At 53.1% G+C, this 24,518-nt stretch carries 23 protein-coding genes and 1 pseudogene; 10 read left to right on the forward strand and 14 right to left on the reverse strand.

From position 1 onward, the window contains the following. The first annotated feature begins 10 nt into the window (after positions 1-10). The 6 genes from C1J03_RS12210 (at position 11) to C1J03_RS12235 (ending at position 5,643) form a co-directional block, all read left to right on the forward strand. Complete coding sequence (locus C1J03_RS12210; protein ID WP_114886844.1) at positions 11-1,087, forward strand: methyltetrahydrofolate cobalamin methyltransferase; 1,077 nt, start codon at positions 11-13, stop codon at positions 1,085-1,087. A 282-nt stretch (positions 1,088-1,369) separates the two neighbouring features. After that, a complete protein-coding gene (locus C1J03_RS12215; RefSeq protein WP_114886845.1) occupies positions 1,370-1,735 on the forward strand; it encodes a response regulator in 366 nt (121 codons plus the stop codon). An 8-nt stretch (positions 1,736-1,743) separates the two neighbouring features. Continuing rightward, positions 1,744-3,567 carry a chemotaxis protein CheA gene (locus C1J03_RS12220; RefSeq protein WP_254694032.1) on the forward strand — a complete coding sequence of 608 codons (1,824 nt, stop codon included), beginning with the start codon at positions 1,744-1,746 and terminating at the stop codon, positions 3,565-3,567. 3 nt (positions 3,568-3,570) lie between these two features. After that, positions 3,571-4,029 carry a chemotaxis protein CheW gene (locus C1J03_RS12225; protein WP_114886846.1) on the forward strand — a complete coding sequence of 153 codons (459 nt, stop codon included), beginning with the start codon at positions 3,571-3,573 and terminating at the stop codon, positions 4,027-4,029. A gap of 5 nt (positions 4,030-4,034) precedes the next feature. After that, positions 4,035-4,877, forward strand: a complete 843-nt coding sequence (locus C1J03_RS12230; RefSeq protein ID WP_114886847.1) for a CheR family methyltransferase — start codon at positions 4,035-4,037, stop codon at positions 4,875-4,877. A gap of 319 nt (positions 4,878-5,196) precedes the next feature. Continuing rightward, positions 5,197-5,643, forward strand: coding sequence for a hypothetical protein (locus tag C1J03_RS12235; RefSeq protein ID WP_114886848.1), 447 nt, complete (start codon positions 5,197-5,199; stop codon positions 5,641-5,643). 224 nt (positions 5,644-5,867) lie between these two features. Here C1J03_RS12235 and cheB read toward each other — a convergent pair whose 3' ends face one another. Next, entirely contained in the window at positions 5,868-6,938 is a 1,071-nt protein-coding gene (cheB, locus tag C1J03_RS12240; RefSeq protein ID WP_114886849.1) for a chemotaxis-specific protein-glutamate methyltransferase CheB, read from the reverse strand. A gap of 260 nt (positions 6,939-7,198) precedes the next feature. Between cheB and C1J03_RS12245 the strand changes: the two are divergent. Both C1J03_RS12245 and C1J03_RS12250 read left to right on the forward strand, forming a co-directional pair. After that, a pseudogene (locus C1J03_RS12245) lies at positions 7,199-8,295 on the forward strand (IS3 family transposase). 295 nt (positions 8,296-8,590) lie between these two features. Next, a complete protein-coding gene (locus tag C1J03_RS12250) occupies positions 8,591-10,018 on the forward strand; it encodes a DUF6880 family protein (RefSeq protein WP_114886850.1) in 1,428 nt (475 codons plus the stop codon). A gap of 36 nt (positions 10,019-10,054) precedes the next feature. Here the strand turns inward: C1J03_RS12250 and C1J03_RS12255 are convergent, their stop codons facing one another. The 11 genes from C1J03_RS12255 to C1J03_RS12305 all read right to left on the reverse strand — a co-directional run bounded on the left by C1J03_RS12255 (position 10,055) and on the right by C1J03_RS12305 (position 19,613). Continuing rightward, positions 10,055-10,699, reverse strand: a complete 645-nt coding sequence (locus tag C1J03_RS12255) for a hypothetical protein (protein WP_114886851.1) — start codon at positions 10,697-10,699, stop codon at positions 10,055-10,057. Between the two features lie 381 nt (positions 10,700-11,080). Next, positions 11,081-12,013, reverse strand: a complete 933-nt coding sequence (locus C1J03_RS12260; protein ID WP_114886852.1) for a 3-keto-5-aminohexanoate cleavage protein — start codon at positions 12,011-12,013, stop codon at positions 11,081-11,083. After that, positions 12,013-13,029 (reverse strand): branched-chain amino acid ABC transporter permease, encoded by a 1,017-nt coding sequence (locus tag C1J03_RS12265; RefSeq protein ID WP_114886853.1) that lies wholly within the window; start codon positions 13,027-13,029, stop codon positions 12,013-12,015. The genes C1J03_RS12260 and C1J03_RS12265 overlap by 1 nt, the downstream gene beginning before the upstream one ends. After that, positions 13,026-13,889 (reverse strand): branched-chain amino acid ABC transporter permease, encoded by an 864-nt coding sequence (locus C1J03_RS12270; protein WP_114886854.1) that lies wholly within the window; start codon positions 13,887-13,889, stop codon positions 13,026-13,028. Before C1J03_RS12270 ends, C1J03_RS12265 begins: the two co-directional genes overlap by 4 nt. Continuing rightward, positions 13,889-14,596 carry an ABC transporter ATP-binding protein gene (locus tag C1J03_RS12275; protein ID WP_114886855.1) on the reverse strand — a complete coding sequence of 236 codons (708 nt, stop codon included), beginning with the start codon at positions 14,594-14,596 and terminating at the stop codon, positions 13,889-13,891. The genes C1J03_RS12270 and C1J03_RS12275 overlap by 1 nt, the downstream gene beginning before the upstream one ends. Next, positions 14,589-15,317 carry an ABC transporter ATP-binding protein gene (locus C1J03_RS12280; RefSeq protein WP_114886856.1) on the reverse strand — a complete coding sequence of 243 codons (729 nt, stop codon included), beginning with the start codon at positions 15,315-15,317 and terminating at the stop codon, positions 14,589-14,591. The genes C1J03_RS12275 and C1J03_RS12280 overlap by 8 nt, the downstream gene beginning before the upstream one ends. A gap of 58 nt (positions 15,318-15,375) precedes the next feature. After that, on the reverse strand, positions 15,376-16,662 hold the full coding sequence (locus tag C1J03_RS12285; RefSeq protein WP_254694033.1) for an ABC transporter substrate-binding protein: 1,287 nt from the start codon (positions 16,660-16,662) through the stop codon (positions 15,376-15,378). 44 nt (positions 16,663-16,706) lie between these two features. Continuing rightward, on the reverse strand, positions 16,707-17,633 hold the full coding sequence (locus C1J03_RS12290) for a 3-hydroxyacyl-CoA dehydrogenase family protein (RefSeq protein WP_114886857.1): 927 nt from the start codon (positions 17,631-17,633) through the stop codon (positions 16,707-16,709). Beyond that, positions 17,630-18,418 carry an SDR family NAD(P)-dependent oxidoreductase gene (locus C1J03_RS12295; protein ID WP_114886858.1) on the reverse strand — a complete coding sequence of 263 codons (789 nt, stop codon included), beginning with the start codon at positions 18,416-18,418 and terminating at the stop codon, positions 17,630-17,632. Before C1J03_RS12295 ends, C1J03_RS12290 begins: the two co-directional genes overlap by 4 nt. Beyond that, a complete protein-coding gene (locus C1J03_RS12300) occupies positions 18,415-18,777 on the reverse strand; it encodes a cupin domain-containing protein (RefSeq protein WP_114886859.1) in 363 nt (120 codons plus the stop codon). The genes C1J03_RS12295 and C1J03_RS12300 overlap by 4 nt, the downstream gene beginning before the upstream one ends. Continuing rightward, positions 18,777-19,613: a cyclase family protein gene (locus C1J03_RS12305; RefSeq protein ID WP_162798528.1), complete on the reverse strand. Its 837-nt coding sequence runs from the start codon at positions 19,611-19,613 to the stop codon at positions 18,777-18,779. The genes C1J03_RS12300 and C1J03_RS12305 overlap by 1 nt, the downstream gene beginning before the upstream one ends. Before the next feature lie 169 nt (positions 19,614-19,782). On the opposite strand from C1J03_RS12305, the gene C1J03_RS12310 reads away from it, so the two are divergent. Further along, on the forward strand, positions 19,783-20,544 hold the full coding sequence (locus tag C1J03_RS12310; RefSeq protein WP_114886860.1) for an IclR family transcriptional regulator: 762 nt from the start codon (positions 19,783-19,785) through the stop codon (positions 20,542-20,544). A 16-nt stretch (positions 20,545-20,560) separates the two neighbouring features. Here C1J03_RS12310 and C1J03_RS12315 read toward each other — a convergent pair whose 3' ends face one another. Next, positions 20,561-21,442: an intradiol ring-cleavage dioxygenase gene (locus C1J03_RS12315; RefSeq protein ID WP_114886861.1), complete on the reverse strand. Its 882-nt coding sequence runs from the start codon at positions 21,440-21,442 to the stop codon at positions 20,561-20,563. Between the two features lie 10 nt (positions 21,443-21,452). Next, positions 21,453-23,207, reverse strand: coding sequence for an FAD-dependent oxidoreductase (locus tag C1J03_RS12320; RefSeq protein ID WP_114886862.1), 1,755 nt, complete (start codon positions 23,205-23,207; stop codon positions 21,453-21,455). Between the two features lie 167 nt (positions 23,208-23,374). On the opposite strand from C1J03_RS12320, the gene C1J03_RS12325 reads away from it, so the two are divergent. Then, a complete protein-coding gene (locus C1J03_RS12325) occupies positions 23,375-24,325 on the forward strand; it encodes a LysR family transcriptional regulator (protein WP_114886863.1) in 951 nt (316 codons plus the stop codon). Positions 24,326-24,518: the final 193 nt, after the last annotated feature.

A 24,518-nucleotide genomic window follows, 5' to 3' on the forward strand; every position in this document is an offset into this window, starting at 1 on the left:
ACACCTTTGAATGACCAGAACCGTCGTCGAATCTAAAACAAAAACAGCCATTATCGGCTTTGATCAACCCTTCTGCGTCATCGGAGAACGGATCAATCCCACAGGCCGCAAGATCCTGGCCGAAGAACTGGAGCGCGGAGATTTCAGTCGCGTCGAAGCTGACGCGATTGCACAGGTGGCAGCCGGAGCTAATATTCTGGACGTCAATTCGGGGGCCGTGTTCTCTAACAAAATGGCCAAAGACCCGCGCTATGCCGACAATAACTTTGTTGAGCCGATGTTGATGCCGGAAATGATCAGGATCGTGCAAGCGGCTGTTGATGTCCCAATCTGCATCGACAGTTCGGTGCCCGGTGCGTTGGAAAACGGTCTGGAGGCGTGCGAAGGCCGTCCGCTTTTGAATTCGGTCACGGGTGAAGAAGATCGGCTGGAATTGGTGCTGCCACTGGTCAAGAAATACAACGTGCCGGTTGTTGCCATCTCGAATGACGATACCGGTATTTCTGAGGATCCAGATGTCCGCTTTGCCGTCGCCAAAAAGATTGTCGAGCGGGCTGCAGATTTTGGCATTCCCGCCCATGACATTGTTGTCGACCCGCTGGTGATGCCTATTGGAGCCATGGCCACCGCAGGACATCAGGTCTTTACCCTTGTGCGTCGCTTGCGTGAAGAACTGGGCGTGAACACCACTTGTGGGGCTTCCAACATCAGCTTTGGTTTGCCCAACCGGCATGGGATCAATAACGCCTTTTTGCCAATGGCGATGGGCGCAGGCATGACGTCCGCAATTATGAACCCAGTCGCCATGCCCGTAAATCAGACCAAGATCGCTGAGAAAAAACTCGAGATTGCTGCTGCTGGGATCATCCTGCCAGAAGACATTGATGACGAGACCTTCGTGACGCTCTTTGGCCTTGGGTCGACCAAGGTAAAGGCGGGCAAAGAGATGGAAGCAATCCGGGCGGCGAATTTCCTGTTCGACCGCGATCCTCATGGATCTGATTGGATCAAATTCAATAAAATTGCGCCCAAGGCCGGGCAAGAAGGTCGTGGCCGCGCCGGTCGTGTTGGCGGACGCCGCCGCTAAAATCACATGACATAGCGATATTGGAGGGCTCTGGGTTGATAACCCGGGGCCCTTTTCGTTTGGCACTGCGGGGCCGAGGGCACTTTCACAAACTGAGGCAAGGTAACGCGGTATTAACGCAACGTGCTCTAAACATGGACCAATCGATATTCAGTTGAGACGGAGCCAGTGATGACCATCTTTATTTCCTCGTGCGCAATAGAATCCTGTGCCTGAACCCCTTTTCAATTCCGACATTGCCCCTTGCCCTCTCTTTTGTCGATTTTCAGTAAAGGAGGAATCATGAGCCTTAACATCCTCGCGGTTGATGACAGCCGAACCATGCGCGACATGATCCGCCTCGCCCTTCAAAATGCCGGGTTTACGGTGCACACCGCCGATGATGGACTTCATGGCATTCAGGTTCTCGAGGGTATTACACCCGACGCCATCATCACAGATATCAACATGCCGCGCATGGACGGATTTGGATTTATCGACGTTGTTCGCGGTCAGGAAAACTACCGCAAGACTCCAATATTGGTTTTGACTACCGAAGCCGGAACAGAGTTGAAGACACGCGCCCGCCAAGCAGGTGCCACAGGGTGGATCGTCAAACCATTTGATCCAGCAAAACTGGTCAAAGCCCTGCAAATGGTCGCGGGTTAGAAATACAGATGAGCCCCAGTACGGATCCCATGGCGGTCATAATGGTCTCGTTCTTCCTAGAGTGCGAAGAGCTTCTTGAGGCGTTGCAGGACGCACTTGATAGCGTCGAGAGCGGGACCCACACCGACGAAACAATTCACGTCATGTTTCGGGCTGTTCATTCGATCAAAGGCGGCGCTGGCGCATTCGGTCTGGACGGTTTGGTACGGTTTTCTCATGTGTTTGAAACGGCCCTTGATGTTTTGCGTAGTGGTGACGGAAAATTGGACATTAAGACCGCAAAAGTATTTCTGCATGCCGCCGATCATCTCACTGATTTGGTACAAAGCAGTCGTGATAATTCCGACCTTCCCGTTGCGGCAGAAACGCTTGTTGCTGATCTTGCGGCTCTAGGCTCAGCAGCGACCATCGAAAATGAAGGGATCGAAGACCCTTCCAAAGGCCTTACTTTGGCTACGGACACTGAAGACCGTTTGTGTGACTTCAATGTTCAAGACGATGACATTGCGTTTTTCGCGTCATTCGACCTGGATCAAAACGACGGAATTGAAGATTCCCTGCTAGAGGACCCTTCCGCCAAAATAGAGGCTATTGTCCCACCACAACCGCATCCATCTCAACCCGACCAACACGATGATACCACGAGTCCCAAAACGGTAATCCGCGTTGACCTCGATCGAATTGAGCGCCTGATCAATCTCGTTGGTGAACTGGTCATCAATCAAGCCATGCTGACTGAAAGCCTAGAACGCATTGGACTTTCTGCGCATTCCGATTTGATGAACGGTCTAGACGAATTCCAGCGCCTCACCCGCGACATCCAGGACAGCGTGATGATGATCCGCGCCCAACCGGTCAAACCTTTGTTCCGACGCATGGCGCGGATCGTGCGCGAGACTTCAAATGCACTCGGTAAGGACGTCGATTTCGTCACTAACGGAGAAGCGACTGAGATCGACAAGACCATGATTGAGCGGCTCGCCGACCCGCTGACCCATATGATTCGAAATGCCGTAGATCATGGTTTGGAAACGGCTGCGCAACGTTTGGCGCAAGGCAAAATACGTCTGAGTGCTGCTCACCGATCCGGTCGGGTCGTCATCGAAGTCTCCGATGATGGTGCAGGTTTCGACCGTGATAAAATTCGCGAGGTGGCTATCAAGAAAGGGTTGTTGACGCCGGAAATACTCTTGACTGATGCTGAGATTGACAACCTGTTGTTCCTACCAGGTTTTTCCACCTCCAACACGGTCAGCGATGTGTCAGGTCGTGGGGTCGGTATGGACGTTGTGCGCGCGGCGATCCAAGAACTTGGCGGGCGTGTTGCAACGACATCAGAGATTGGCAAGGGCACAACTTTCTCGATCTCCCTGCCTCTCACGCTTGCAGTTATGGATGGCATGATCATCAAAGTTGCGGATGAAACACTTGTTTTACCGGTAAATTCAGTGGTCGAAACCTTGTCCCTTTCGGCCAGTTCCGTAGAAAAGATAGGCTCCGGAGTTGAAATTCTCCGGACGCGTGGGGGCTGCGTTCCACTCTTCGATTTAGGTGCCGAACTTGGGTATCGTGGCAAGACGACCGACTACGAGGATGCGATCGTATTGCTCATCAATCATGACACCGGCGCGCGTTCAGCGCTACTTATTGACGATATTCTTGATCAACGGCAAGTGGTTATTAAGGGGCTCGACGATAGCTTTCTTCGTGCCCCTGGGATCGCTGCGGCAACCATCCTTGGTGATGGGCAAATCGCGTTGATCCTTGACCCAGCCGACGTCGTTACAAACGCAATGGGGACCCCAATGGTGCCATTGGCAGTAGGACAATAAGTCATGGATGATCAGGCAGAGTTTCAGGCCATTGAATTGCTCACTTTCAAGCTTGCAGACCAGGAATATGCCCTGGACATCATGTCAGTCCGCGAGATCAGAGGGTGGGCGCGCACTACGCCGATGCCACATGCACCCCGCTGCATGAAGGGCGTGATGAACCTGCGTGGAACTGTATTGCCGGTCATGGATCTTTCAGAGCGGCTGGGCTTGGATACCCATACCCAAAATAGTCGCAACGTAATTATTGTCGTAAAACAAGCCGGTGCGATGATTGGGTTACTCGTTGATGCGGTCTCAGACATCATCTCTGTCGAGGCAAATGCCCTACAACTACCGCCAGATATGACTGGTAACGCAATATTGGGGGTTGTTTCCGCTCTATGCTTGATTGACGAAAGGCTGATCCGGGTTCTTGATCTTGCCGAGATCACAATACTAAACAATGTCGCAGCGGCGTAATACCAATGCAGGATGAAACTAACATTTTAGATGAGCAGAGCTTTGAGTTCATTGTCGCGCTAGCCTATCGAGAAAGCGGACTTACTTTGGCTCCGGAAAAGAAGAGGATGGTTCAGTCCCGTTTGCAACACCGATTGCAGGCTCTAAGTCTACCCGACTTTGGAAGCTACAGTGCTTTATTGCAATCTGACCGAGGTGTCAGTGAGCGGCGAAAATTCATCTCAGCGCTAACCACCAACGTATCTCATTTTTTTCGAGAGCCGCACCACTTCGATCTCTTGAGTGGGGAGATTATTTCGCTCTACCTCCCAATTTTGCGAGCAGGTGGGCGAATGCGTATCTGGTCCGCTGGATGTGCCAATGGTCAAGAGGCGCTTTCAATAGCCATGTCGATGTTGAACCGAGCACCGGAGCTATCGGAGCTCGACGTCCGCATCCTTGCAACCGACATCGATCCTGAAGTAATCGCCTTCGCTCAAAATGGTTTTTACCCCGAACGCATGCTAAATGGCGTGCCAAAACCCATGTTAGATCGGTATTTTACGCCCATCTCAGACGATTCCGCCCTAGGTTTTTCAGCATCCTCCTGGCTGAAAAGTATGATCTCTTACAAAGAACTGAATCTTCTGGGATCTTGGCCCATGCGCGGCAGTTTTGATGTCATTTTTTGCCGAAACGTTGTGATTTACTTTGATGGGCCGACCCAGTTACGTCTTTGGCACCGATTTCATAACCTTCTCTCGCCCGACGGGATTCTACTTATCGGTCATTCCGAACGCATTGCAGGGCCGGAAGAGTTTGGTTTCCGAGCAAAATCTGCGACTTGCTACGAGCGAAGCCAGAAGTAAAATGTACACAAGATTCGGTGGATTTCAGCGTTTGCCCTTAATAGGGAGGTCAATTTAGCGAAATCAATTTTTAGTTTTTTGGCCATTCGCGAACAAAACTTAGCACGATCACCTGTGTCTTGGATCGATTTTGTTTCCAGACGTTTCAAAGGCATACAAATTACCTACGATGAACCTAATTCCGCGGTTACCCCCAATCACTCCACAATTATGACTTTGACACATCGGTTGTGGACAGCAGAAATGGGGCGAATATCTACGGAAAAGCTCCTGACCGCTCGGAGAAAATTATGGCTGGATATCCCGAAGGTAGGTTAAAATGACAAAAAGTAGCAAACGGTGTGACCTTAGAGTTCCTCTTAAGAAATCGCTTGAATGCGATCGCGAAAAGATTCCAATAAAACAGGTACCAATAACGGATGGTGAAAGGCATCAGCAACGCTGCCAAATATTGGAGCGGTTGTCTACACATCTCAATTTTCTCGCAGGTCGGATATTTGAAGTTGAACACGCCATTGGAAATCAATCCTTCCTTGCGGAAGCTGTCAGTAGTCAAATTTGCGAAGTCCAAACTCTGGATTTTCTAAGGCAATCGTTAGAGGATATGTCAATAGCTGCGCATTTATTGTCGCAAGAGAGGCAAATTGAGAATGACTTCAAAACCCTGCTTTTTCAACAACTCAAACTTGACAGCTCCCACGCAGCTTTGTCTGGTGAAGAGTATCCATCTATAGGCAAACAAAACGGAGATCTTGATCTCTTTTGAGAAGCCAATTTGAAGGCCTGGGAGCGAGTATAACCATAGCTTTGTTGCTTAGAAAGTTCAGTTGGTGGCTTTTCGATCGAAATGCTGCGTCCCACTGGAAAAAATGTGCTTGTCTTGGCAACCGCCTAACGACCGGCCCAGCCGACTATCACTTTATGCTCTGTTTGAGGAGCTGGAGGTAGAAAACTCACCCAAACCGTATTTAGTTCAGGCTAAATCATCCTTTAGAGCTTCAATCGCGCCCGCGCATGTGTCCGCGCGGCAATATTGATTGCTCCGGGAATATCGCGCAGCGTCAGCATTTGTTCAACTGCACCTAGTTCCTTAGCAACACGTGGCATCCCATATATTACACAACTTTCCTTATCTTGTGCGAGTGTTCTGGCCCCTGAGCAGCGTAGTGAATGCAGTCCTTCCGCACCGTCACGCCCCAAGCCTGTCAACAGCGCCGCAATGACATCATGACCATGGCTCACAGCGGACGAAAAGAGCGCGTCAACAGACGGACAATGTGGTGTCTTTTTTGCGTTAGGTTGCAGCACCGTCTGCCAATTTCCGCACCAACGCGTAATTTCAGTATGCCAACCCTTCTCGGGGGCGATCACAATGTCTCCGCATTCCAATAGCATTCTGTCTTCTGCAAACCTAACACGCTGCTTCAAGAGTCCCGAAAGCCTGCGAGAAAAACTAGCCAAGAAATTTTGCGGCATGTGTTGGACGATGACAACCGGTGGCCCGTTCGGGTCAAGTGCTGTCAACACTGTTTCAAGGGCTGCGACACCACCGGTCGAAGCCCCAATCAAGATTATAGGCGCAGTCTGGCCTTCCAAATTCAACGGCATCGTTGTTTTTTGGCGGTACCTTTGGTGCGCGTGTTGTTGAACGTTGCTACACGCGGCGGAACGTACCCGTCGCTGAATGTCATCACATGTTCTCGGGTCTGCAATTTTGGTAGGCTTGAGCAGGCAATCAACCGCCCCTAATGCTAGGGCCGTAACTGCGGTTTCAGACCCCTGGGCCGTAGCACCAGACACCATAACAACCGGCATCGGCCGCAAACGCATCAGCAACTCAAGAAACTCCAAACCATCCATTCCCGGCATTTCAACATCCAAGGTTATGACATCTGGTGATTGAGTGCGGATCATTTGGCGCGCTTCTAAGGCATCCGCTGCTTCGCCGATGACCTCAAGCCTTGGATCCTGATCAAGAACCGACCGTAGCCAAAGCCGCATCGTTTTTGAATCGTCCACGATGACTACAGTTTTTCGCGCACTCTGAAGTGTTGCACTCATTTGCAGACCGCAAAATTACATTCGTTGTTATCTGAGAATAACCGCATAAATTCCACTTAATCATCTCCTCTCTTGGTGTCGCCCAAAACTCCTAAAGACCGTGTTAACAATCACACTTTTGGTCGGTGCAATTGTTCAAAAAAAACGAAGGACTCTCGATGCCTTGCCCCCTGCCAGTAAGAAGGAGGGGTAATCCCCCCGAAAAATGGTTGTATTGAAAGCTAGAATTTTTGCGGCAAGATCAGCCAAGGAGATTCACGATGAAGAAATCACGTTATTCAGAGGCCCAGATTGTTGCAGTTTTGAAAGAAGCTGAGAATGGTGTGCCTGTATCTGAATTGTGTCGCACCCATGGAATGAGCAGCGCTGCGTTTTACCAGTAGCGTTCAAAATATGGGGGAATGGATGCATCGCTCATTTCTGAGATGAAGCAATTGCAGGCCGAGAATGCGCGTCTGAAACGGATGTATGCAGATATCGCGATGCAAAATGAATTGGTGAAGGAGGCCCTTGCAAAAAAGTAACGAGGCCGTCTTTCCGACGAGAGATGGCCCAACATGCAGTCAATGTACGCGGCGTTAGCGTTGCTTTGGCGTGCCGTGCATTCGCGATCAGCCAGCGGTGCTTTCGGTATGTGCCGCTGTTGGCTGACGAGAATGAAGAAATCGAGGGTTGGCTAATCGCGTTGACCAAGGCCCGCAAGAACTGGGGATTTGGATTGTGCTACCTGTATTTGCGCAACATTAAGGGCTTCAAATGGAACGACAAACGGGTTCGTTGGATTTATTGTGAACTGGAGCTGAACCTGCGCATTAAGCCCCGAAAACGCTTAAAACGCGAGCGCCCTGAGCCGTTGTCAGTGCTGGATCGACCAAACCAAGTGTGGTCTATGAATTTTATGTCTGATCAGCTGTGGAACGGGAAAACGTTCCGCACGCTGAATATCATCGATGACTTTAACCACGAAGGCTTGGCCATAGATGTGGACTTCTCACTGCCAGCGGCGCGGGTCGTGCGCAGCCTGAACCAGATTATCGCCTGGCGTGGAAAGCCTGCGATGATGCGCGTGGATAACGGCCCAGAATATCTAAGCGGCAAGCTTATCGACTGGGCCAGCAAGCACCACATAACGCTCAGCTACATCCAACCGGGGAAGCCGCAACAGAACGCATATATCGAGCGATACAATCGAACTGTGCGCAACGAATGGCTTGGAACCCACATCTTTCACAACATTCAGGAGGTGCAAGATCACGCCACGAAATGGCTATGGACTTATAACAACGACAGACCCAACATGGGCATCGGCGGCATCACACCCGCTATGAAACTGAACCAGTACCAAATGGTCGCTTAATTCTAGTTTCAAACGACCCCATAAATGGGGGGATTACCGAGGCTTTGTGCACATCACACTTTCGGAACTTGCTTGGATGTCGGAGTTGAAAATTGGGACGCTTTACCAACGTTTCCCCATCCTATTGAGGCATCTGCCTTCCAATCGCGACAGACGTAAAAAATCGTGGCTCTCCAAAACGATAGAGTTTTCGATGCCGGAAATGGACGACCAAACAATGAAACCTTCTCTTTGCGAGTACCTATCTTACTAGGTCCCGCTTCCCTTCATGAGATTCAAATGCCAAAACACTCCTATGTCTAAAAAGACCCTAAATACGACCAACCTCGAGGCCTTGGGGGCGGCGCAGTTGGCGGCACTCCTTATGGAAGTCAGCAGCGGCAGTGCTGATATCAAGCGTCGCTTGCGCCTGGAACTCAGCCATAGCTTAGGCCCTTCGGAGCTGGCTCATGATGTGCGTAAGCGGCTGGCGTCGATCAGCAAATCGACCAGTTTCGTCGGGTGGCGCCGGCGCAAGGGCCTGATCAAAGACCTCAACACACAAGTCGCGATGATCGTCGACAAGATCGCGCCGGCTGACCCAAGCATCGCCTTTGATCTTTTGTGGCAGTTTATTGAAATTGCCCCGGCGGTATATGACCGGGTTGATGACAGCAAAGGCGATGTAGGTGGTGTCTTTCGCGCGGCATTTGCGCAATTTGGCACTATTGCCCCAAGCGCGCTTGTTGATCCAAAAGCGCTCGCCGACCGTGTTTGGACCGCGTTGAACGACAATGGTTATGGGCAGTGGAACGGCATCATTGGGGTGATGGCACCGGCTCTTGGCAAAGCTGGTTTGGCGCTCCTCAAGGCACATGTGCTTGAACATGCGGCTAGACCTTTGGACGCGCCCGCCGAAGATCACGAGGCAATCCAGTTTTTGCGCCAACTGCGGGGCGGCAATAGCTATGCGGCTGACCGCAAAGAAAAATTCGTCAAACGGTGCCTGCAAGAAATCGCTGCCATCCAAGGCGATACAGATGCTTATATTGCGCAATATTCGGCCAATGACATTGCGCATCCGGATATCGCTGCTGAAGTTGCATTGCTCTTGCTTGCAGATGATCGGGCTGAGAATGGGTTGAATATATTGCTGGATGCAGACCAAGACACGGATCGTTCAGGGCAAGAGGCATGGGATGTGGCCTATATCAGCTGCCTTACAGCCCTGGGACGTGATGGCGAGGCGCAAGCGCATCGTTGGGAGTGTTTTGCTGAAACGCTCGATACGCAGCACTTGCGTGACTACCTAAAACTTCTGCCAGACTTTGAGGATGTCGAAGCGGAGGATCGCGCCAGAAATTACGCCTTTGCATTTCCGCGGTTTTCAGCAGCTCTGAACTTCTGTGTGAACTGGCCAGATTTGCTCACTGCCGTTCGGCTGGTCGAAACCCGCACAATTGAGATAAACGGCGATCAATACGCTTTGTTAACAGTGGCGGCCGAGGCCCTGCGCGCCAGACATCCGCGCGCTGCTGTGCTTTTGTGGAGGGCAATGATCGATGACACGCTTGGTCAAAGTCGGTCTTCACGGTATGGCCATGCTGCAGAACATCTAGCGGATTGCGCAGCACTCGACGCTCAGATCGAGACCTACGGTACGTATCTTGACCACGATCACTACCTGCAAAACTTACAAGCCCAGCACGAGCGCAAAGCATCTTTTTGGGCGAAAGTACGTTAGCCGTTAGGGTTTTAGGCCCCTCGCCGTCGCCTCGCGTTACGCAAAGATATTAATAACGTCGTCTTTCGCCGGACGTTGAGGTGGTACCAAGCTGGCAAAACGCTCCATCAATGCATCTTGCTGCTTTGACGGATATGCGGCCAAGACAGGTCGTTGAACGGCTTTGGGCAAGCTCCCCAGATTTGCACCGGTCGTCTGTGACGTTGTTACGCGACGTGGTGCTATCTTTTGTCCATTACCCTTCGGTGCGGCGCTCGTACTCGGACCGCTCTTGACCACGGCTTGTTTGCTGAGCTGTCGTGCCGACAGAGGGCAGTAGCAAGCCAACAGACCGCAAATAAGTACCAGATCAGCCCAAAAAGCATCTACGGAACCTTGGATGGGAACAATCAAATTTACCTGAATGCTTGATGCAAGGATCACGATGGCAAGAGAAAGAGAAACAAGCCTCAGGAAGAAACCAAAGAACAACATCAGGGCGCAGAAAGATACGAAGACCTTGCTGACATATAGTGATGTTGGATGAGACAGGAAGCCGCTGAAATATGCATTGGCATCAAAGCCGTTAATGAGCCCTAGCCCGATCGCCAATATATATGAAGCCAGCACAATCCTAATGTACTTGAGCGCAATAATATCAACGGTTGGTGCGTTACGTGAGACCCGATTTCCGGCTGCCATGGTCATATCCTCCTAAAGATGAGCGTCGTTTCAACTTTAAGGGGAACCAAAGCAATTTCATGCGCAAATTTAGCTGAGAATTCGTTAAGATCATGTTTTTTCTGTGAATTACTGCTCCAGACCGACCTAATTTGCCGAGATGAACGATATTGGTTCAAGGATGCATTCAATCACTGATTGAACGGTTAATATCCTGTTAGTGTTCCAGAGGTAAAAACCCTCCTGAACCCTAACCCTGTTCTAGCCCGCAAACGCTCGGGTTAAAACGGATTTTCGCTGGCATATAGGACTGGTCTTTTTTCACCCCTGGGATGCAAGACGGTAAAGATTGGGCGTGCCGATAAGAGTAACGCCAAAAGACGCTGATCCACAGAGCATTTGTCAGAAATTCACCCGATCTCCGCCCTTAAGGTCGAGGATCTCTCGGGCCTCGTCGGGAGTTGCGACCGCACAACCTAAATCCTCAACGATGCGTCTGATCTTTGCGACTTGCTGCGCGTTGCTTTCGGCCAACTGCCCTCGCCTTATCAGCAGGCTGTCTTCAAGCCCGACCCGGACGTTGCCCCCCATTTGGGATGCCGTTGTCGCCAAACCCATTTGCGCACCACCTGCCCCCAACACCGACCACCGGTAGTCTTCGCCAAACAGCCGGTCCGCAGTGCGCTTCATAAAGATCAGGTTGTCAATTTCAGGACCAATGCCACCTAGAATGCCAAAAATGAACTGGATAAATATCGGTGCCTTGAACAGCCCGATATCCATGCAAAATTTCAGATTATACAAATGCCCTACATCATAACATTCATGTTCGAATTTGATGTCATGAGGGGCCAAGGTTTCCGCGGCCTCCTTGATGTCGCGGAAGGTGTTGCGAAAAATATTGCCGTCTGAACCCGCGACATAGTCCTCCTCCCAATCAAATTTCCAGTCTTTGTGTCGACCCGCCAGAGGATGAAACGAAAAGTTCATCGATCCCATGTTCATCGAACACATTTCTGGGCTGAAAGTCTTGGCAGGCGTAATCCGGTCCTGGATCGACAGGGTCAGTGACCCACCTGTCGAGATGTTCACAACAGCATCGGTGGCTTGTTTGATCCGAGGCAGAAATGGAGCGAAATCATCGGGGTTCACGGAAGGTGCACCCGTCTCATTGTCGCGCGCATGAAGATGCAAGATCGAGGCCCCTGCTTCGGCGGCGTCAATCGCCTGGCGCGCGATATCATCATAGGTGTAGGGCAACGCATCTGACATTGTGGGCGTGTGAATTGCACCTGTTACAGCGCAGGTGATGATGGTTTTCTGCTGTTTGGCCATTACTGGGCTCCTGTGTCGTCGTTCTCAAATCGAACGCGGTAACTGAGGGGGAAAAGCTCAAGATCGAAACGGGCGCGGATCAGGCCCCAGATGCCCTTGGGCGCCTTGAGCATGATCACAATCGCAACAACGCCCAATACCACCAAATAGACCGATCCAAGATCGGCAAGTGTTTCGCGCAAAGCAAAGAACACCAGCGTGCCAATGATTGGCCCTTCCAGGGTTCCGATGCCGCCGATCACAACGATAAAGATGACGAATGCAGTCCAATCATTGACTGAAAATGCAGCGTCCGGTGATATCCGCAGTTTTTGCAAAAAGATCAGTGCGCCAACCATCGAGGTCAATGCGGCGGTCACAATATACACCACGAACTTGGTGCGCCAAATGTCGATGCCCAGCGATCCCGCCGCCAGCTCATTGTCGCGAATCGCCGTCAGGGCAAGGCCTTGGCGCGACCGCAAAAATAGGTAGACCGCAGCAATCACCACAACGACAATACCAAGGGCTAACCAATAAGTTAGGGCTTCGCGCGCGGCGCGGCCATCGGCCATGGACCGTACAATCCCTACCGGAAGCGAAGACCCTGAGCCGCCTCCCAAGGCCGATATCTGTGCAAAGGACAGGCGAAATACTTCGGCCATGACCCATGTGCCAATCGCGAAATAGGCGCCGCGCAGGCGAAAAATCAACACCGCGACAGGGACAGCGATCAGGCCGCCCAGCACCGCAGCCCCGGCGATGGCAACAATGGGGGACAGACCTGCAAAGATGGTCAGGGCAAAAAGCATATATCCGCCAAATCCGACAAAGGCCTGCTGCCCCACGGACACGAGCCCTGCGTAACCCGCCATAAGGTTCCACAAGCTGGCAAGCGCCAGATAAAGGAATATTTCGCTGAGAAGCCGCATGTCAGCGCGGCCCGCCCAATATGGTGCTGCGGCCAGGCCAATCAGGCAGATTAGCCCTATCACCGCGGCGGCGCGTGCCGCTGTAGACGTCCGAGTAACTCTCATCCGCTCACCCTCGGGAAAAGGCCTTGCGGCCGTACTGCCAATACAATCAAGAACGCGACATGACCGGCGAGGATCTGATACCCGGGGTCGATCTTGGCCCCGAGTGTCTGGGCCACACCAAGGATAATGCCACCCGCCAGAGTTCCCCAAAGGTTTCCAAGCCCGCCGATGATCACGGCCTCAAACCCAAATATCAGCCTGCCCGCACCTGCGGAGGGGTCAAAACTGGTTCTGATGCCCAAAAAGATGCCGGCAATGGCCGTCACCGCCAGCGCCAACCCCATGGCGAGGCCAAAGATATGCCGCCGGTTCAGGCCCATCAATTGCGCAATTTCCTGATTGTCGGAAACGGCACGAAAAGCACGCCCCAACGCGGTGTTGTAAAACATCCATTGCAAGCCAGCGATCACGACAACGGCAGTGGCAAGCGTCAGCAACGGCAACACGCCTAATTGCAAACCGCCCACCGCGACGCTGGCGGTTTCAATGCTGCCTGCGTTCATCTTTTGCGGATCGGCGGTAAATCCTTGGAGCAAAGCGTTCTGGATGATCACGGACAGCCCGAATGTGACTAACAACGGCGGCAGCAGATCGTCACCAAGCGTTTGGTTCAGAATGCCGCGTTGTAGCACGTAGCCGAGCAGCGCCATCACCGGCAAGGCGACAATCAGGGCAAGCAGCGGGTGCATGCCCGTCGCCGTCACTACAACCAATCCCAAATACGATGCCAATACGATCAGATCACCATGCGCGATATTCACCAGCCGCATGATCCCAAAAATGAGCGACAACCCAGCAGCAAATAATGCATATAAACCGCCCAGCAACGTGCCTTGGACGAATGCGTTTACCCAATCCATTATACCACCCCAAAGTAGGCAGCGCTGATTTGCTCGCGGCTGACACTATTAGACGCGCCCTCAAGGGCAATGCGCCCCTCTTGAAGGCAATAGAGACGATCAGACACAGACAAGGCTTTGCTGATGTCTTGCTCAACAATCATCGCGGACATTCCGGTGCCAACAATGCCCGGCAAGGCTTCGTAAATCGATTTGATGATCACCGGTGCCAAGCCAAGGCTGATCTCGTCAAACAAAATGAGATCGGGGTTCGCCATGAGTGCCCGTCCGATCGCAACCATTTGTTGTTGCCCGCCTGAGAGCGCGGTGGAAGGTGCGGCGCGGCGTTCTTTGAGGACTGGAAACAGGTTGAACACCTCATTCAGCGACCAAGGCCCTTTGCGCCTCATGCGTCCGCCAATCAAGAGGTTCTCTTCGACTGATAATGACGGGAAAAGCTGTCGCCCCTCTGGCACCAACGCAATCCCGAACGTGGCCACTTCATCAGCCCGTAGCGCACCAATAGATTTATTTCGGTAGGTAATTTGTTCCGCCTCATTGCGCATCAACCCTGAGATTGAGCGCATCAGCGTCGTTTTCCCGGCACCATTGGCCCCGATGATGGCCAGCACTTCACCTTCTGCCAGCGTGATATCCACATCATAGAGCGCCTGAAAATCACCATAGTAGGAATTCAACGCACGAATGTTCAAAATCGGATCAAGCATCGATTTCAATCCCCAGATAGATTTCCTGAACCTCTGGGCTTGCCATGATCATTGCCGGGTCTCCCTCGGCGATCTTCTCACCAAAATCGATCACTATCAGGCGGTCAACTACGGCCAAAAGTGCGTGCACCACATGTTCGATCCAAATGATCGAAACACCCGATGCATGAATGTCTTTTATCGTCTGGATCAGGCTCACACATTCCGCCTCGGTCAGCCCACCTGCGATTTCGTCCAACATCAGCAGTTTTGGGTTGGCACAGAGCGCGCGGGTCAATTCCAACCGTTTGCGGTCCAACAGCGTCAAGCTGCCAGCCCTTTTGTTCGCTTTGCTCAAGAGGCCAGTTTGATCCAACACGGCAAGGCATTTTTCTTCGGCTGCCCGCCCCTTTAGGCCTGCGGCTTGGGTCGCGGCGATCATCGCATTCTCAAATACGCTGAGGCCCGAAAATGGCTGTGGCACCTGAAAACTACGTGCCATTCCAGCGCGGCACCGCTTTGCTGCTGAATGCCGGGTGAAATCCTCTCCCTGAAAAATGATACGCCCACTGTCTGAGGGCAGCGTGCCCGTGATGAGGTTAAACATCGTCGTCTTGCCAGCCCCATTGGGGCCGATAATGCCAAGCGCCTCACCAGGAGCGAGATCATAGCTTAACCCATCAGCGACGGTGATCGCACCAAAGCTTTTGGACAGGCCTTCGAGTTGCAGAATTGGTGTCATAAGACCTCACGGAAACGCAGGCTGCACCCAATAAAACATGGGTGCAGCACCGTGTTGATTAGTTCAACAGCTTCAACTCACCCGTCAAAGGAATGTCGGGCTGCTGAGCATTCGCCACGATCTTGAGGTCCAGGGTGTCGCCGTCACGCTGCCATTGCCCGCCAACCAGAGGTGTCTTTGTGACATTGGGAACTGGCCCGTTAGACCAGTTCACATTGCCCACAATCGTATCGAGATTAGTCGCAGCAATCGCAGCCGTGATCGCTTGTGGATCCTCAAGGTCCTCCGCACGGCTGATGACATCTGCGGCCACTTCAAACAGCGCATGTTTGAACCCGATTGGCTGGGTCCATGGACGACCCGTGGCGGCGGTGTACCCGTCCGCGAGATCCTTTGCAGAAGCCTGCGTCAATGATGAGTTGAACGGATGGTTCGGCGACCACCACACTTCTGAAGTTAGCCCGTCGCCGCGCTCTCCAAGGCTTTCTACAACCGACGGGAACAAAATGGCTTTGCCGATTGTCGCGACCTTGGGGTTGAACCCTTGCTGTGCGGCCTGCGCCCAGAATGTTGCGAAGTCTGGCGGGATCATAACGCCTGTCACGATCTCGCAACCTGCATCACGGAACGCCGCAATCTGGTTCGAGAAATCATCTGATAAAGGTTGGTAGCGGCCCGGATCGATCAGCTCATAGCCCGCAGCACCCAATGCCGACGGCAGACCCAGTTTGGCATCGCCCCAAGCGTTGCCATCTGCATCGTTTGGAAACAGACCACCGACTTTCTTGGCCACACCGCTTTGGCCCCACATGTCGAGGAAGACGCCAATTACGTCCTCAAGACCCCAGAAAAAGTGGTACGTGCTTTGGAACCCTTCAGCAGGGTTGCCACCACGGCCAAAGAAATAAGGCTGCCACGGCGCATCGGTGGTGATGCAGGGCACCTCGTTGATTTCGCACTGATCGGCGACCGGGTTGGTCGTGTCAGGGGTTGCTGCGGCCAACATGATGTCGACTTCTTCGCCCAAGATCAGATCGGCGGCAACCTCGGCTGCGCGGTTGGGGTTGGATTGGCTGTCGCGGTAGTGGATCTCGACGTTCCAGTCAGATCCGTTGTTTTGCAGGCCACCCGCAAAGGTCTTTTTGATGTTTTCGATGATGTAATCATCGGCCTCAGCGAAACCTGCGAGCGGGCCGGTCTTTGGGCTCACGAAGCCAAGCTTCAACGTCTTACTCTGAGCATAAGCGCGCGTGCCGGTCAGGATGGCGGGCGCTGCAACGGTTGCCGCAGTACCGGCCAAAAACGTGCGCCGGGTTGGCATCATAAGTGTGGATTTGCGTTTCATGTTTTTCCTCCCAGAAATGCCCGTATTTTCGGGCTTTGATGTGCCTATTTTGGCAAAATTGTTTCAAGTTTTCTCAAGTGATCAGCAACCCGTGCTTTGGTCGCGTCTAAGTCACCCTCTTTCCATTCCCGCAGGCCGCGCCCCGCAGCCATGCCGGTGCGCCCCTCGTTCAAAAGCTCTTGAAGGTGCGGTGAAGGTTCGGGGCTGGTTTCCAGATCGAACAAGACCTGTTTGTGAATGTCCTGCGTCAGCTCAAGCCCAACCAAGTCGGCGTTTTCAAGCGGGCCAAGAACAGCCAACCGTCGGCCAAAACTGGCTTTGACCACATCATCGACGGCTTGCGCCGAGCAAATACCGTTTTCAACTAGGCTGATTGCTTCGCGCCAGAGCGCATGTTGCAAGCGGTTGCCTATGAAACCCGGAACATCCTTTTCAACCATCACAGGGGTCTTGCCCGCCTGCCCTAGCAGATCATGCATCTGCTGCGCTGTATCCGGGTCAGTCCACTGAGTTTTGACGACCTCAACCAGCGGGATCATATGAGGCGGGTTCCACCAATGCGTACCAAGCGCACGGTGGCGCGTCTTGAGGTTGCCCATGATCTTGCTGATTTGGATGACCGATGTATTTGACGCCAAAATGGCATCTGCGGGCGCGTGTTCTTCGAGTTGCGAAAAAATGCTCTGCTTGAGCTCAAGCTTTTCTGGCGCGGCCTCAAAAACAACGGAAGCATCTGTTACCGCGTCCGGCAAATCGGAAAACAGGGCAATCCGTGCAACGCTTTGCTCGATCTCGCTAGATTGCGCGCCGAGCAATTCGAGGCTTTGCGTGATGCGCGCCTTGGCCGTGGCAAGCACGTCTTTGGTCGGATCAGTCAGGTTTACCTGGTGACCGGCACGCGCAAACGTCAATGCAATGCCGTGGCCCATGAGGCCTGCACCAATCACTGCGATGGGACGCTGGCTGCTCATCCTGCGGTGTATCCGCCATCGGCATATAGAATATGGCCGGTGTAGAAATCAGATGCTTTGGATGCCAAGAATAACAGCGGCCCAGCCAAATCTTCTGGCTCCCCTAGCCGCCCCTTGGGGACGCGCGCCAAAAATCCGTTGCGGACGGCTGTTGCCTCCTCGGTTTCCTCAAACATCCATGCGGTCAGCGGAGAGCGGAAAACGGTCGGCGCAATGGCATTCACGGTGATGCCCGACGGTCCCAATTCGCAGCCCAGTGCTTTGGTTAAGCCATCTACGGCTGCCTTGGACGCACAATAAGCAGTGTAGCCTGCCGGATGACCCAAAAGCCCACGTGCCGAGGAAACCAAGACGATCTTCCCTCCGCCACCTTGGCTTTTCATTTGTTTGGTCACGGCGCGGGCGATCAGCCAGCTTTGGGTGACATTGGCGTCCATCACCCCTTCGAATGTCTCTGGGGCCATGTCGTCGATCTTCGCCACTTTGTTCATGCCAGAGGCCACAACCAGAATATCAATAGAGCCAAAGGCCGCGACGGCATCCGCGACCATTGCGTCACAAGCTGCCTCATCTGAGGGGCGTGCGTTGATTTGGTGCGTCTGACCTTTGCAGGTGGCGGCAACCTCGGCCATGGTATCGGCATTCCCCGCCGCCAAAACAACTTTGCATCCGGCACCAGACAAGCACCGTGCCGCAACCGCGCCAAAGGCCCCTGACGCACCCGTAATCAGCGCCACTTTTCCAGCGACATCAAACATGGCCATCGGATTATCAAGACTGCTCATGGTGTTACCTCCGGCCGCTTTCCGCCCGGATAGGGGATCACGACAAGCATTTTGCAAATGTGATTGGTTTTGTTCTCAATTCGGCGCTCTTCTCCGGGCGGAATTGTGCAGCTGTCCATCGGTCCCAAGACCGTTTCAACGCCATCAACCTCCACCGACATCTCGCCTTCAAGAACGACATAAACTTTCTCGAATGGAGTGCTATCGGGACCGGCACCACCACCGGGCAGGAATTGACTGAACCCCACCCACTGATTTTCGGGACCACCATCTTCGAAGCCCTGCAACCGCAATCCTGTGACACCCCAATGGTTTGGGGCATCATAGGTGTCTGCTTGGGCAAAGCGCTTGAGATGCATCAGAACGCCTCTCCGGGTTCAATCCGGTAGGCCTGCTTCTTGTCACTCATCGCAACCAGGCGGATGATGCAGCCATCGCCGCGGTCCCAATTCCATGGGAAAAATGCGAAAGTAACCCGCTTACCCGTGACGGAATCCAAGTCCCCACCAACGTTTTCGATACCCAAGATACCGTTTGAGAATAGGATGTTATGAACTGGCTCCCACTCAGGGAAATCAACGTCCCACGGCACGCCGCCAGACCATTCCAGATACTCTTTTTCAAGATGTGGCATGATCGGCCCGTTACGTTGTGGTCCGATCGCCGTTGCCAACGGGTGGTCGTTGGCTTGCGTGTCATGGCCGACAACCTTCACGCCTTTTTCGACCATCCAATGCGCCGCCGACGGCACGAGGCCAGGGCAATAGGCGAAATAGTCACCGTCTTCATATTGCTTGTGCCAACCGGTGTTGATGATCAGAACATCACCCTTACGGATCGCGTGACCACAGGCTTTCTCAAGATCCTCGCCAGTAATTTTTTCCCACTTCTTCTTAGGAATTGAGACAACAAGCCCCGACCCAAAGAAATGCGGCAATGGCACCTCGTCAATGAAGGGTGTGCCTTGCACAACATGCGCTGGGGCATCGATGTGTGTGGTCACGTGCATGGTCGTGGTGATCGTCTGGCTTAATACGCCAGACTTGGCCATGTAGTGCTTTCGTTCGATGGCAACGTCGTCGAAATAGGGCCAGTTTGGACATTGATATCCAAACCTATGGCTGAGGTTCACAAACTCCAGCCCCATGTCATTGTCCAAGTTGCCCTGAAATTCGATCCCACGGATTTCAACCATGTCGCGTTCCTCCCAAATGTCTGTTGTTGCCTGTAGTGGGGCATGTCATTTGGTGTTGCGTCAATGAAAAACCGCAATGCGATTTATGTGACCCACATTGCGATACACTGGCATATGTGGTTTTATGGATCAAAGGCCCCCATCTATCCAAGACAAAGGTACCTGTTAAATGGCTGATACTTTGGACAAATCGAACCGATCCGGCATTCAGGTGATTGCGCGTGCGGCTGATGTCTTGCGCGCGCTCAAGCTTGATCAATCGGGGCTGAGCCTTGGACAGATTTCCGACATCGTGGCGCTGCCGCGCTCGACGGTACAAAGAATCGTCGGCGCGCTGCAGGCCGAGCGATTGGTCATCGCGGACCCCAGTGGCCGCGGATTTCGGCTCGGTCCTGAAGTTTCTGCGCTGGCTGAAGCAACCCGTTACAATATTGTCGAAACCTGTCGGCTGTTGCTTATGGAATTGACCCAAGACACCGGAGAGACGGCGGATCTGTCTGTGATGCGCGGCGCTGGAATGATCTTTCTTGACCAGGTGCCGGGCACGCATAGGCTGCGCACGGTGTCTTCTGTGGGTGAAGTTTTTCCGCTGACAACAACGGCGAATGGAAAGGCCTGCTTGGCGATGCTGGAACCCGCAAAGGCCGAACAGCTGATAAAAGACGAATGGGATCGCCGCGGGATGGAGGGCGATTTGGTTCGGTTCATGGGCACCCTTGGCTTGGTCCGTGACATCGGATTGGCGTTTGATCTGGACCAGCACACACCGGGCATCTCGGCGATCGGTTTTGCCTTTCGCGATTATGCAGGAGACGTTCATGCAATCTCCGTCCCGGTGCCGACAACCCGGTTCGAGGCGATACGCCCAAAGGTCGAAACCGCACTGCTCAACACCTCCCAGCACATCGTCAAATTGATGGCGCAGGCCTGAGCTCTGCAAAAACGTTTCAAGCCGTATCCGCCAATACAAAATCATGGATGACTTCGTAGAACGGCCCGTCTGCCTGTTCTGCAGCGATCCGCTTTGGATCTTTGATCAGATCAAATTTCGCAAGCAAGCTCTCTTTCACGCCGAACACGGCATCTGAGTGGATGTATTCATCATCGGGGTCAAAAATATGAGTGACCAGCGTTTCAAACCCTTGAGCCTCTAGGATGTAATGCAAATGCGCAGGCCGGAATGGATGCCTGCCAAGCGCGCCTAGCAACTGCCCAACCGGACCATCATCAGGGATCGGATAGAACCGCGGTTTAGCGCCCCAGAAGTGATAAACACCGTCGGCACCCGTTTGAAAGACACCTCGCAAGTTGAAGTCTGGTTGAATGCCTTTTTGTTGAACGTCATAGAATCCATCATCATTGGTTTGCCAAACGTCGATTTTGCAGCCGTCGATAGGTGCGCCCTCAATGTCCAAAATCCGCCCCTTGATCAGCATCGGATGACCTTTGCCATCCAGACAGATGTTGGCCCCCATCGGCGATTGAGGAACATCGGGGACATGAAATGGACCCAGAACCGTACTTTCTGATGCGCCTGACGGTTTGCGGTTGTTGATGGCATCGACGAGCATCGACACGCCCATGATATCGGACAACAGAATGAACTCCTGCCGCCAATCGTCGGATTTATGGCCCGTCTTCGTCAGGAATTTGATTGCTTGAAGCCACTCTTCTTGGGTTGGTTCGATTTCTTTCACTGCGGCATGGAGGTGGCGCGTGATCGCCCCCATCACCTCAGCCAGTCGCGGCTCAGTGGTGTCCGCAATCTGCGATGTAACCACATCTGTGGAATTTTCTTCGGTGAAATACCCTTGGGGTCTGTCGCCCATCACAATTCCCCTAAAGCGCCAGAATAGTTTTGAGTGCGCGCGCCAATTCAGCTGCTGGATCCGCCACAACGGTGTCATGGCGCCAACACACATGTTGGTCTGGCCGAACCAGAATGCAGCCTGAATCGCTGACGTCGCGCGCGCGCGCCCAATCGCCTGTGTGGTCAACAAACTCTTGGCGTGGACCAATCAGATGGCAGACAATTTCAAGGCCCAGTTCTACTCCAACGGCCTTTGCTGCGTCACACCACGCTTCCCCCCCAAGACCAGTCAGCAATGTGAACTTGCCATTACCCGACAGATCCAGTGTTGAGTGTTTTCCACCTTGGGCATCAAAGATCCAAGAATGGGGAATGCGCGCGCCTGGCCACGTGGTGGGCTGATAGTGCAAATCGGAATCTAGGGCGAAATCGGGTTCAATCTGGCGATCCGTAACAATGGCGTCCGAGCGGTACCGCTGGTTCATTTCAACGCCATGGGCATCAAATTCGTATTTCTTGAACGCAATCGCGGCATTTAGGGCGGCACGCTGCGTCTCAGCCTCAGGCCCAGTTCCGCAGCGCGCATCCATATTGGCCTTGATGGTCGCAATGTCGCTGCCGCCAGTCATGCCGAGCGCTTCAAAAATCGGCCCAAATTCACTGATGGACTGATTGGCGCGGGTGACTATTTGTTTGGCGATGGGCGCGCGCTCAAGATCGTAGCTTTCAAGCAACCCCTCACCCGCCTGCCCTTTTAGCACCGACGCCAGCTTCCAACATAGGTTGAAGGCATCCTGAATAGATGTGTTTGACCCAAGCCCATTCGACGGCGGATGGCGGTGCGCTGCGTCCCCCATGATAAAGACGCGCCCCTTGGACAGCTGGGTCGCATAGGCGTCATTTACAGTCCAAGTATTGGCGCTGATCAATTCAATCTCAAGCTCTGGATCGCCAACCAATTGGCGCGCCACATCTGTGGCCATCTTTTCGTCAACCTCAGGGGCGGGTTGATTTATGTCGTAGCCCCAAACGATTAGCCATTCGTTCCAAGGCCGGATCATCCGCACCAAACCCATGCCAATGCCACCGACATTCGCGCCAGGTTGCATCACCCAGTAGAGCACGCTTGGCCGGTGTGCGACGTATTTGGAAAGGTCTGCCCGAAACAGAATATTCATCGAGCCGCCAACAGCCATCTTGCCTTCAATCGGTAGGTTTTCATGCTCTGCAACCAGAGAATTGCCGCCATCGGCCCCAATCAGGTATTTAGAGCGGATTGTTACTTCTTTGCCTGTCAGGCGGTCCAGACAGGTTGTCGTGACCCCACTGTTGTCTTGCACGTGAGATTTGTATTCCGTGCTCATCCGCGCCTGTGTGCCACGGCTGCATGCCGTCTTGAACAAAATGGGCTCCATAAAGGTTTGGGGCAAATCATTCATCAGCGTCGGGCTGCTCATGATATGTTCGGCCTTTGACAGCGGATGCGTGCCCCAGCTTTTCATGCGCCCGATCTCTTCGCCCGCGAGGCTTTCACAAAAGACGTTTTCGCCCATCAACTCTTGCTCTGTGGCATGAAGATAGGCTTCGCCTTCGACGTCACGGCCGAGGTCGCGCAGCACCTCCATGGTGCGTTGATTGGTAATATGCGCGCGCGGCGTATTGGCGAGCCAGCGGTAGCGGTTGAGGACCATATTCTCGATGCCGTAAGTCGATAAAAGAGCAGCGGATGCAGACCCGGCTGGCCCGGTTCCAATGATCAATACGTCAATTGTGATATCTGCCATCAAGCGTCCCCCTAGGGTTTAAACCGACAGGAGTGCCACGTGCTTAATCATGCCGCGGTTGAAAGGCGCTATCTGGTGAAAGCAGACCTTCTTCTCCCTCAATTGAAGGGTATCAAAGTTATTTGCCATGTTGATTGAGATTTCAGCTCATAATATAACCTATTGTTATGCTAATTGATCCAAGACACCTCCAAATCCTAACTGCCATCGTCGACGCGGGCGGTTTAACCGAAGGCGCTGCACGGCTGGGCAAGTCCCAACCAAGTCTCTCGCGGTCGCTGGCCCTATTAGAGGCACGGATCGGCGCGCCGCTTTTTGAAAAGGGCAAACGTCCCTTGCAACCCACGGCTCTTGGCCGAGCTCTAGCGGTTGAGGGTCGTGTCATTGCGTCGGCGTCTGAGGCTGCGGGAAGAACGGCGCTTAGCCATTCAAAGGGCCAAGCGGGCATTTTGCGGGTCGCTGGATCGCCCGTGTTCATGGACGGTGTGATTTCCCAGACCATTGCGAGCTTTCAGGCAGAATTTCCTGATTTGCGGGTCGATCAATCCTATGGATATCTTGACGCACTTTTGAATGAATTGAGCCTCGATCAGATTGATATCGCAATCTGCCCTGTCACCACAGATCAGGTTCCCGAAGGTTTTAGTTTTCGAAAACTGCTGCCCGGCCGAAATGTGATTGCATGCAGTTCAGCCCATCCACTTGCGCGCAAAAAATCCCTGATACTTGATGATATTGCGCCCTACCCCTGGATCGCACCACCTGCGGACAGCCCCTTGCACGCTGATTTACGCCGGGTTTTAGACGAGATTGGGATCAGCGATATTAAGGTTAGTTTCTCCGGCGGATCGCTGACTTCAATCCTCAATGTTCTAGAGGGGTCACAAGCCATCACCATCTTGCCCCATTCAGTGGTGTTCATGCAAAGGCATACGAAAAAACTACATCCGCTGTCGATCCGGATCAAACACCCTGCGCGTGATCTTGGGCTGCTGACACGTAACGGCCAGCAAGCGACGCCTGCGGTACGCCGGCTGGAAAAACACCTCATCGCGCAGTTTTCGGGACTATCTCACAGCATCGCACAGCACGAACGAAACGCGCTTTGGCGGTCATGATACGAGGGCTGCAAGTTCCGCTATCGAGTGTGTGGTGCCTAGTGGCATCTGGGATCTATCGCGGCAAACAATCGTCGGCTTCGAAACTACATACGCTGCCGTATGCTCCTTTTGGGTAAACTTGGGAAACGTCGTCGGTCACCAGAACAGTTTAGCCCGGAACACGCGAATGCCAGAACAAAGCGTCATGCGC

The sequence above is a fragment of the Sulfitobacter sp. SK012 genome, assembly GCF_003352085.1.
Lineage (GTDB): Bacteria > Pseudomonadota > Alphaproteobacteria > Rhodobacterales > Rhodobacteraceae > Sulfitobacter.

What these genes read in the sequence shown, in the direction of transcription:
- C1J03_RS12210 (WP_114886844.1), top strand. Translation starts at nt 11, where the DNA reads ATGACCAGAACCGTCGTCGAATCTAAAACAAAAACAGCCATTATCGGC.
- C1J03_RS12215 (WP_114886845.1), top strand. Translation starts at nt 1,370, where the DNA reads ATGAGCCTTAACATCCTCGCGGTTGATGACAGCCGAACCATGCGCGAC.
- C1J03_RS12220 (WP_254694032.1), top strand. Translation starts at nt 1,744, where the DNA reads ATGAGCCCCAGTACGGATCCCATGGCGGTCATAATGGTCTCGTTCTTC.
- C1J03_RS12225 (WP_114886846.1), top strand. Translation starts at nt 3,571, where the DNA reads ATGGATGATCAGGCAGAGTTTCAGGCCATTGAATTGCTCACTTTCAAG.
- C1J03_RS12230 (WP_114886847.1), top strand. Translation starts at nt 4,035, where the DNA reads ATGCAGGATGAAACTAACATTTTAGATGAGCAGAGCTTTGAGTTCATT.
- C1J03_RS12235 (WP_114886848.1), top strand. Translation starts at nt 5,197, where the DNA reads ATGACAAAAAGTAGCAAACGGTGTGACCTTAGAGTTCCTCTTAAGAAA.
- cheB (WP_114886849.1), bottom strand. Translation starts at nt 6,938, where the DNA reads ATGAGTGCAACACTTCAGAGTGCGCGAAAAACTGTAGTCATCGTGGAC.
- C1J03_RS12250 (WP_114886850.1), top strand. Translation starts at nt 8,591, where the DNA reads ATGTCTAAAAAGACCCTAAATACGACCAACCTCGAGGCCTTGGGGGCG.
- C1J03_RS12255 (WP_114886851.1), bottom strand. Translation starts at nt 10,699, where the DNA reads ATGGCAGCCGGAAATCGGGTCTCACGTAACGCACCAACCGTTGATATT.
- C1J03_RS12260 (WP_114886852.1), bottom strand. Translation starts at nt 12,013, where the DNA reads ATGGCCAAACAGCAGAAAACCATCATCACCTGCGCTGTAACAGGTGCA.
- C1J03_RS12265 (WP_114886853.1), bottom strand. Translation starts at nt 13,029, where the DNA reads ATGAGAGTTACTCGGACGTCTACAGCGGCACGCGCCGCCGCGGTGATA.
- C1J03_RS12270 (WP_114886854.1), bottom strand. Translation starts at nt 13,889, where the DNA reads ATGGATTGGGTAAACGCATTCGTCCAAGGCACGTTGCTGGGCGGTTTA.
- C1J03_RS12275 (WP_114886855.1), bottom strand. Translation starts at nt 14,596, where the DNA reads ATGCTTGATCCGATTTTGAACATTCGTGCGTTGAATTCCTACTATGGT.
- C1J03_RS12280 (WP_114886856.1), bottom strand. Translation starts at nt 15,317, where the DNA reads ATGACACCAATTCTGCAACTCGAAGGCCTGTCCAAAAGCTTTGGTGCG.
- C1J03_RS12285 (WP_254694033.1), bottom strand. Translation starts at nt 16,662, where the DNA reads ATGAAACGCAAATCCACACTTATGATGCCAACCCGGCGCACGTTTTTG.
- C1J03_RS12290 (WP_114886857.1), bottom strand. Translation starts at nt 17,633, where the DNA reads ATGAGCAGCCAGCGTCCCATCGCAGTGATTGGTGCAGGCCTCATGGGC.
- C1J03_RS12295 (WP_114886858.1), bottom strand. Translation starts at nt 18,418, where the DNA reads ATGAGCAGTCTTGATAATCCGATGGCCATGTTTGATGTCGCTGGAAAA.
- C1J03_RS12300 (WP_114886859.1), bottom strand. Translation starts at nt 18,777, where the DNA reads ATGCATCTCAAGCGCTTTGCCCAAGCAGACACCTATGATGCCCCAAAC.
- C1J03_RS12305 (WP_162798528.1), bottom strand. Translation starts at nt 19,613, where the DNA reads ATGGTTGAAATCCGTGGGATCGAATTTCAGGGCAACTTGGACAATGAC.
- C1J03_RS12310 (WP_114886860.1), top strand. Translation starts at nt 19,783, where the DNA reads ATGGCTGATACTTTGGACAAATCGAACCGATCCGGCATTCAGGTGATT.
- C1J03_RS12315 (WP_114886861.1), bottom strand. Translation starts at nt 21,442, where the DNA reads ATGGGCGACAGACCCCAAGGGTATTTCACCGAAGAAAATTCCACAGAT.
- C1J03_RS12320 (WP_114886862.1), bottom strand. Translation starts at nt 23,207, where the DNA reads ATGGCAGATATCACAATTGACGTATTGATCATTGGAACCGGGCCAGCC.
- C1J03_RS12325 (WP_114886863.1), top strand. Translation starts at nt 23,375, where the DNA reads ATGCTAATTGATCCAAGACACCTCCAAATCCTAACTGCCATCGTCGAC.